This is a genomic window from Bacteroides sp. GD17, assembly GCF_038448625.1.
GTDB lineage: Bacteria > Bacteroidota > Bacteroidia > Bacteroidales > Bacteroidaceae > Bacteroides.
Genome location: NZ_JBCEZS010000007.1, coordinates 293,576 through 299,948 on the forward strand (window position 1 = coordinate 293,576; position 6,373 = coordinate 299,948).

General features: G+C 44.3%; 7 protein-coding genes. 4 read left to right on the forward strand and 3 right to left on the reverse strand.

Going from position 1 to position 6,373, the window contains the following annotated elements:
* The first annotated feature begins 64 nt into the window (after positions 1–64).
* The 3 genes from AAE250_RS13690 to AAE250_RS13700 are packed head-to-tail and all read left to right on the forward strand — an operon-like array spanning position 65 to position 2,475.
* Complete coding sequence (locus tag AAE250_RS13690; RefSeq protein ID WP_294602170.1) at positions 65–382, forward strand: hypothetical protein; 318 nt, start codon at positions 65–67, stop codon at positions 380–382.
* Positions 383–595: a sulfurtransferase TusA family protein gene (locus AAE250_RS13695; protein WP_294602173.1), complete on the forward strand. Its 213-nt coding sequence runs from the start codon at positions 383–385 to the stop codon at positions 593–595.
* A 23-nt stretch (positions 596–618) separates the two neighbouring features.
* On the forward strand, positions 619–2,475 hold the full coding sequence (locus AAE250_RS13700) for a YgiQ family radical SAM protein (RefSeq protein WP_294602176.1): 1,857 nt from the start codon (positions 619–621) through the stop codon (positions 2,473–2,475).
* Positions 2,476–2,483: 8 nt separating this feature from the next.
* On the opposite strand, the gene AAE250_RS13705 is transcribed toward AAE250_RS13700, so the two are convergent.
* The 3 genes from AAE250_RS13705 to AAE250_RS13715 all read right to left on the reverse strand — a co-directional run bounded on the left by AAE250_RS13705 (position 2,484) and on the right by AAE250_RS13715 (position 4,871).
* Positions 2,484–4,085 carry a TonB family protein gene (locus AAE250_RS13705; RefSeq protein WP_294602179.1) on the reverse strand — a complete coding sequence of 534 codons (1,602 nt, stop codon included), beginning with the start codon at positions 4,083–4,085 and terminating at the stop codon, positions 2,484–2,486.
* A 136-nt stretch (positions 4,086–4,221) separates the two neighbouring features.
* A complete protein-coding gene (locus tag AAE250_RS13710; protein WP_294602182.1) occupies positions 4,222–4,512 on the reverse strand; it encodes a type II toxin-antitoxin system RelE/ParE family toxin in 291 nt (96 codons plus the stop codon).
* Entirely contained in the window at positions 4,494–4,871 is a 378-nt protein-coding gene (locus tag AAE250_RS13715) for a hypothetical protein (RefSeq protein WP_294602185.1), read from the reverse strand. The genes AAE250_RS13710 and AAE250_RS13715 overlap by 19 nt, the downstream gene beginning before the upstream one ends.
* A 781-nt stretch (positions 4,872–5,652) precedes the next feature.
* Here AAE250_RS13715 and AAE250_RS13720 point away from each other — a divergent pair.
* Positions 5,653–6,183, forward strand: coding sequence for a UpxY family transcription antiterminator (locus tag AAE250_RS13720; RefSeq protein ID WP_446715758.1), 531 nt, complete (start codon positions 5,653–5,655; stop codon positions 6,181–6,183).
* Positions 6,184–6,373 lie beyond the last annotated feature (190 nt).

Sequence of the window (6,373 nt, forward strand, 5' to 3'; positions counted from 1 at the left end):
ATAAAATAAATCTTATCTTTGCTCCTAAAGTAACCCGAATATTAATCCTCAAAATAAAAAGAACATGTACACTATACAAGCCAACCCCAGCGGAACCCGCAGTTTAGAAATTTCAGAAGATAACCTTGCCACCATTGAGAAATACGGACTCTTCCGTCACCTCATCGACAGCAACGGTATCGTAGACGAAGATGTACTCGAAAAATTAAAGCTGAACATCCGCTCCCTCATCGCCGCGCAAGAGGAAGATAGCAAAGACCTGCTCGACCTCTGTATCGACGTTATTTATCACAACAACATGAAAGCGTTCGGATTGCAGCAACTTATCAAGCTCTATCTGCAATGGCTTTCCAAACAAGAAACCGTAGAAGAGGAAGAATAAATGAAAACCATCGACACGTGCGGACCCAAGCACTACAGTCCTCTTATCCCTGCCGTGAAAGCCATGTGCGAAGCGCGGCCGGGTGAGAAGCTGGAAATCATCATGGACGATGCTGCTGCTTTCAATGACCTGAAAGAGTACCTCGCCGAACAGCAAATCGGCTTCCGTGAGATTTACGACGGAGAGCAAATGACGTTGCAGTTTACTATATAACTTTTATTCCGTATCTTTGCGGCATGAAAGAATATCGACTGACTGATTGGTTACCCACCACCAAAAAAGAAGTAGAACTCCGTGGATGGGATGAATTGGATGTAATCCTATTCAGCGGTGATGCTTACGTGGATCACCCGTCTTTCGGGGCTGCCGTCATCGGCCGCATCCTCGAAGCAGAAGGATTACGCGTAGCCATCATCCCCCAACCAAACTGGCGCGACGATTTGCGCGATTTCAAAAAGCTGGGACGCCCCCGCATGTTCTTCGGCATCAGTGCCGGATGCATGGATTCGATGGTAAACAAATATACAGCCAACAAGCGCCTGCGCAGTGACGATGCCTATACCCCGGATGCCCGTCCGGACATGCGTCCCGAATATCCTTCCATCGTATATACCCAAATACTGAAGAAACTATATCCCGATGTCCCGGTCGTGCTGGGAGGCATCGAGGCAAGCATGCGCCGGCTGACTCATTACGACTACTGGCAAGACCGCGTGCGCCCAAGCATCCTTATAGACAGTGGCGCCGATTCACTGATATATGGCATGGGCGAAAAGCCGATTGTGGAACTTGCCGAGAGACTGAAAAGCAAGCTGGCACAAACCGTCGGAAACAATTCCGTCGGCAGAGAAGACTTCAGGCGACTGATTTCCGATATTCCTCAAATGGTTTATCTCGATAAAGAGGTTGCTCCGCAAGAAGGGGATATCACCCTCTTTTCCCACGAAGAATGCCTGAAAGACAAAAAGAAACAGGCGGGCAACTTCCGCCATATCGAAGAAGAAAGCAATAAGTATGCAGCTTCGCGCATCCTGCAAGTAACGGGCAGGCAAACGGTAGTCGTCAACCCTCCCTACCCTCCGCTGACCGAAGCCGAGCTTGATTACTCTTTTGATCTGCCCTACACCCGTCTTCCCCATCCCAAATATAAGGGGAAACGCATCCCGGCATACGACATGATCAAGTTCTCCGTTAACATCCACCGGGGATGTTTCGGCGGATGCGCTTTCTGCACCATCTCGGCACATCAGGGGAAGTTCATCGTGAGTCGCAGCAAGAAAAGTATTCTGAAAGAAGTGGAAGCAGTCACCCAGCTGCCCGATTTCAAAGGATATCTGAGCGACCTGGGAGGTCCGTCGGCCAATATGTATCGGATGAAAGGGCGGGACGAAACACTTTGCAAACGATGCAAGCGCCCGTCGTGCATCCATCCCAAAGTATGCCCCAACCTGAACACGGACCATCGTCCATTATTGGATATCTATCATGCAGTAGACTCCCTGCCCGGCATCAAGAAATCCTTTATCGGCAGTGGCGTGCGCTACGACTTGCTGCTTCATCAAAGCAAAGACCCGGCTACCAACAAAAGCACTGCCGAATATACCCGCGAACTCATTGCCCGCCACGTCAGCGGCCGCCTGAAAGTGGCGCCGGAGCACACTTCGGACCGGGTGTTGAACATCATGCGCAAGCCTTCGTTCAGCCAGTTTGGAGAATTCAAGCAGATATTCGACCGCATCAACCGTGAAGAAGGGCTGCGGCAACAACTCATACCTTACTTTATATCCAGCCATCCCGGATGCAAGGAAGAGGATATGGCCGAACTTGCCGTCATCACCAAACGCATGGACTTCCAGTTGGAGCAGGTGCAGGACTTCACCCCCACTCCGATGACAGTAGCCACCGAAGCATGGTACACGGGATTTCATCCTTATACGTTGGAACCGGTGTTCAGTGCCAAGACGCAAAAAGAAAAACTGGCACAACGCCAGTTCTTCTTCTGGTACAAACCCGAAGAGCGCAAGAACATCATCAACGAATTGCGCCGGATAGGTCGGCCGGACTTGATAGATAAGCTATACGGAAAACGGTAAGGCACCGATCATTTGAGAGGAAACGATACCGGCGCCGCAAAATTGTAGCATCGCACGGGTTGCTTTGCTTTATTGGTGGCCGGATCAATATCCGCTTCCCTAACCAGACGAATAGCTTCCTGGTCCAGTTCGTCATGCCCGCTACTCCTGAGGATTTTCAAATTCCAGGGTGTTCCATCTTTCTCTATGACGGCACCCACTAATGTTGTTACTTCGTTATTAGGGTCCCAATCTTTAAATCGGTTATTGGTCCGGTAATACTCCTTCCAATCCTTGATATAAGGGGTATTGAAAACAACCGTATCTGTCTGTTCTTCTTCCTGCGAAGCAGTCATTGCCATATCAGGCTTTTCCTGCTTCTGCACGTCAGGCAGTTGCCGCATACTTTCCAATCCGGACAAATCGGCATTCTTCTTAATCTTCCCGACAAAGAGATAGTTATTATCATTCTCATTGATATTACCCTTCAATGTTTCCAGCATGCTCCGTTGTTTCTCATTGAGTAACTCCGGACGGGAAAGAGCTGTTTCTATATTTTCCAGCAGCATTCCCGGCTCTATGGTATAAGCAAAGTACCCGCGTCTGAAGTAGAAAAAAGCATACTCCACCGGAGCATTTCCTATCAAGTCATTCTGTATGCGTACATAGGCTCCCTTCCGAGTTTGCTTATCAAGCACCACCGAAGCGCGTTGAGATACGTAAGACCCATATTCACTATTTGTATATCCGGTAGGGATATCTATCAGATAATGTTCAGGCAGTTCTACATAGTCATGCTGTATTTTCTCTTCCGGCTGCTGCAGAGTCAGTACCGGAGCAAGGCGGTTCTCTTCGGGCAGGAAATGGTAGAGCGAATCGGCCGTTGCCTGCCAATGGAAAATACAGAAATCAAATATCCCGTTACCGCTGTTCTGGTAACTCGATACTTCATTGCTATAGTCGGGCGTAATAGCATAAGGAGAAGCTTCTACCCGATGCAGGATATTGCCTTCAAAGTCTTGCTGCCACACTACGGAAGCCCCCTTGATATCGGCAAAAGGAAGCAGCCCCACCGTCAGACGTTGTTTTTGAGTGTCGATAGAGAAGACACCTTTCGGCACCAATGTGGGTAATGGGATAGACGAAAGATACTCCCCTTTCAAATTATAGACAAGCATGGATTTTGCATTCCATGGCATCAGGTAGATGCGGTCGTTGGGTTCATCTATATAACTGTCGTAAACGGCCCAATACTCACCCGGTCCTTGCCCGTTCGCTCCTATCTGGCAGAGGAAACGTCCTTTGCGGTCGAACAGTCTGTAAGGATCGTCCATTCCGCCTCCCATACCTACATAATTATCGTAAGCAGTTACAGATTGTCCTTTGGTCAGTGCCTCCTTCCGATTGTCGAGCGGCACGATTTGAAAATCATCCAATAATCGGCTGAGTGGCAAGTCAAGAGTGTCTCTTACCTTATCCAGCTGCACCACCATTACCTTGTCATTGCCTACTTGCTGAAGAGTAGCTATTTCGGGACAGTCGTTCAGCGATTTTCCATCAGAGGTTTTACTTCCGGTACAAGCTCCAAGAAGCAGGGAAAGAAGAAGAGGAACAAAATGTTGTGTTTTCATAAGCAGGTGCGTTTAAGTGATTTTAGTCTGTACAAATTTACATAAATTCTACGAGACTTTCGTAAGATTAATCAAGGAAATATTCTCCATTAAAGGAAATATAACAAATCACATAAAGCAGACTTTCAATCCTTCATCAAACATTCATTTGGGTAAAACGCAGATTGACAACACGCAACTCATGGTTATTATGCCAATAATATATTCTACATTTAGGGTGCGATAAAACCGAACGGTATATTTTTCTACTTCCTTCTTTCTCTAAACGACCAATATCGGGCATCCCTGATACTGTATTAATAGTCTTTTGAATATTCTCAGAAAAACTCTTCACAAATTGCCCACCTTTATTTACTTGATACCATAAAGCCTCATCATAAAAAGCACGTATAGCTGTTTTGCTCCAAGTTACTCGTAGTCTTTCCATATAGAGAACATTTTTTCTACTTCCTCATCAGATGCTACCCCACTCGCCTCTGCATTTTCCATCTCTCTTTCCCACTCTTCATCAGTGAAGTCACAAAGTGGAAAGGGCTCATCCACCAGAAAGTTACGAGCTTCCAAACTTGCTACATAATCTTCATCAAAATGAGCTTTGGCAAAAGCTTTAGCTCGCAAATAGCGTTCTTCAAAAACACTTTCATCTGAAGATAATGCCAATAAACGGCTAATCTGTGACAACTTATCCGGATCCTCTTCACTTTCTATCCTCCGCTGAATATGTCGCTGCAGGGCTCTAACCATAGAGGGGGTATAATAAACGGATGCAGGTTCTTTAGCTTTCATATTTTCTTTTAATTGAATATACAAATATAAGAAAGAGAAAAAGGAAAAGCAAAATAAAACCTTCTTTTCATATCAAGATAGCCGAAAAAAGAAAAATCACCTCTACAACTACACTCAAACAACAGAGGATTTTAATTGAAAAATCTTGCTTATTTATCCTTTCATAATCGAAATAATAGCAACTGATTCTACAAAAGAATTAGTAACGTCTCTATATAAGAGACAGCACAAAGCACTGACAAAAGTATTAATTAGTGCAGACATTAGCAAATATAAGCAAGGAAAAATTTAATAAAATTGTTTGCAACAAGAATTCAATATTTTAAAGATCAACATTTTACATTCATATAAAATAATTAGAAGTACTAATTATTTAAATATATAGTCAATCCCTATTTTTTATAAACTTGCTTCAATAACCGATGAAAAAACATTAAAGGCGTCTCATTAAGCAAAAAATAATCATCTGTAATAAACTGATTTATTGGCGGTTATACACGTTGTGCTGTCTCTTATATAGAGACAGTACAAAATTAAAAAGGGGATATTAGAGTAAACAAACGATTAACTAATTGAAATACACTGCATTGCAGCGTCTTCAAGGTCCCAAAGGTATGCCCTAACGCAAGCATAACACAATAAAATTCAGAATAAAAGAATGTATAACACGACGGAAAAAGAAGGTGAAGAAACTACCGTTTGGTATGCCATGTATGCTTACAAAAAGGAACTACATGCACAGAAGGAGTTGAAGAAAGAAAATATTGAAAGTTTCATTCCCATGTGCTATACCATCAAAGAACATCACGGAAGAAAAGAGCGGGTACTTGTCCCTGCCANGGAGTTGAAGAAAGAAAATATTGAAAGTTTCATTCCCATGTGCTATACCATCAAAGAACATCACGGAAGAAAAGAGCGGGTACTTGTCCCTGCCATTTCCAACCTGGTCTTTGTCCGTACCACCAAATCGGCTTTGACTGAATTCAAAACAAGAAATCCTTATCTGCAATATATCACGCAAAAAGCGGATGCGGGAAGAAAAATCATTATCGTACCCGGCAGTCAGATGCAGGATTTCATAAAAGTGGCACAGAAATACGAGGAAGATCTCACATACTATAAGCCGGAAGAAGTCTGCCTGGAAAAAGGCAGAAAAGTACGTGTACACGGAGGAGCATTCGATGGCGTGGAAGGGGTACTTCTGAAAGTAAAGGGCAAACGAAGTAAACGGATCGTCATCAAGATACCGGGCATCGTAGCCGTCGCAACCGCCTACATAGAACCCGAATTCATAGAAATCATAGAAAGATAATAATCTGCAGGGAATGCAATTACTAATCTTCGCACGGCATGATTACTAATCTTTGCACGGCATGATTACTAATCTTCAAGCTTCATCGTATAAGCAAGCAAAAGAGCAGATGTTATAATATTTTCCTTGAAGTTTAAAGCATTGAATACTCATCGCCGGTAGGCGAAAGTTCTTCGTTAGAAGAATCCCC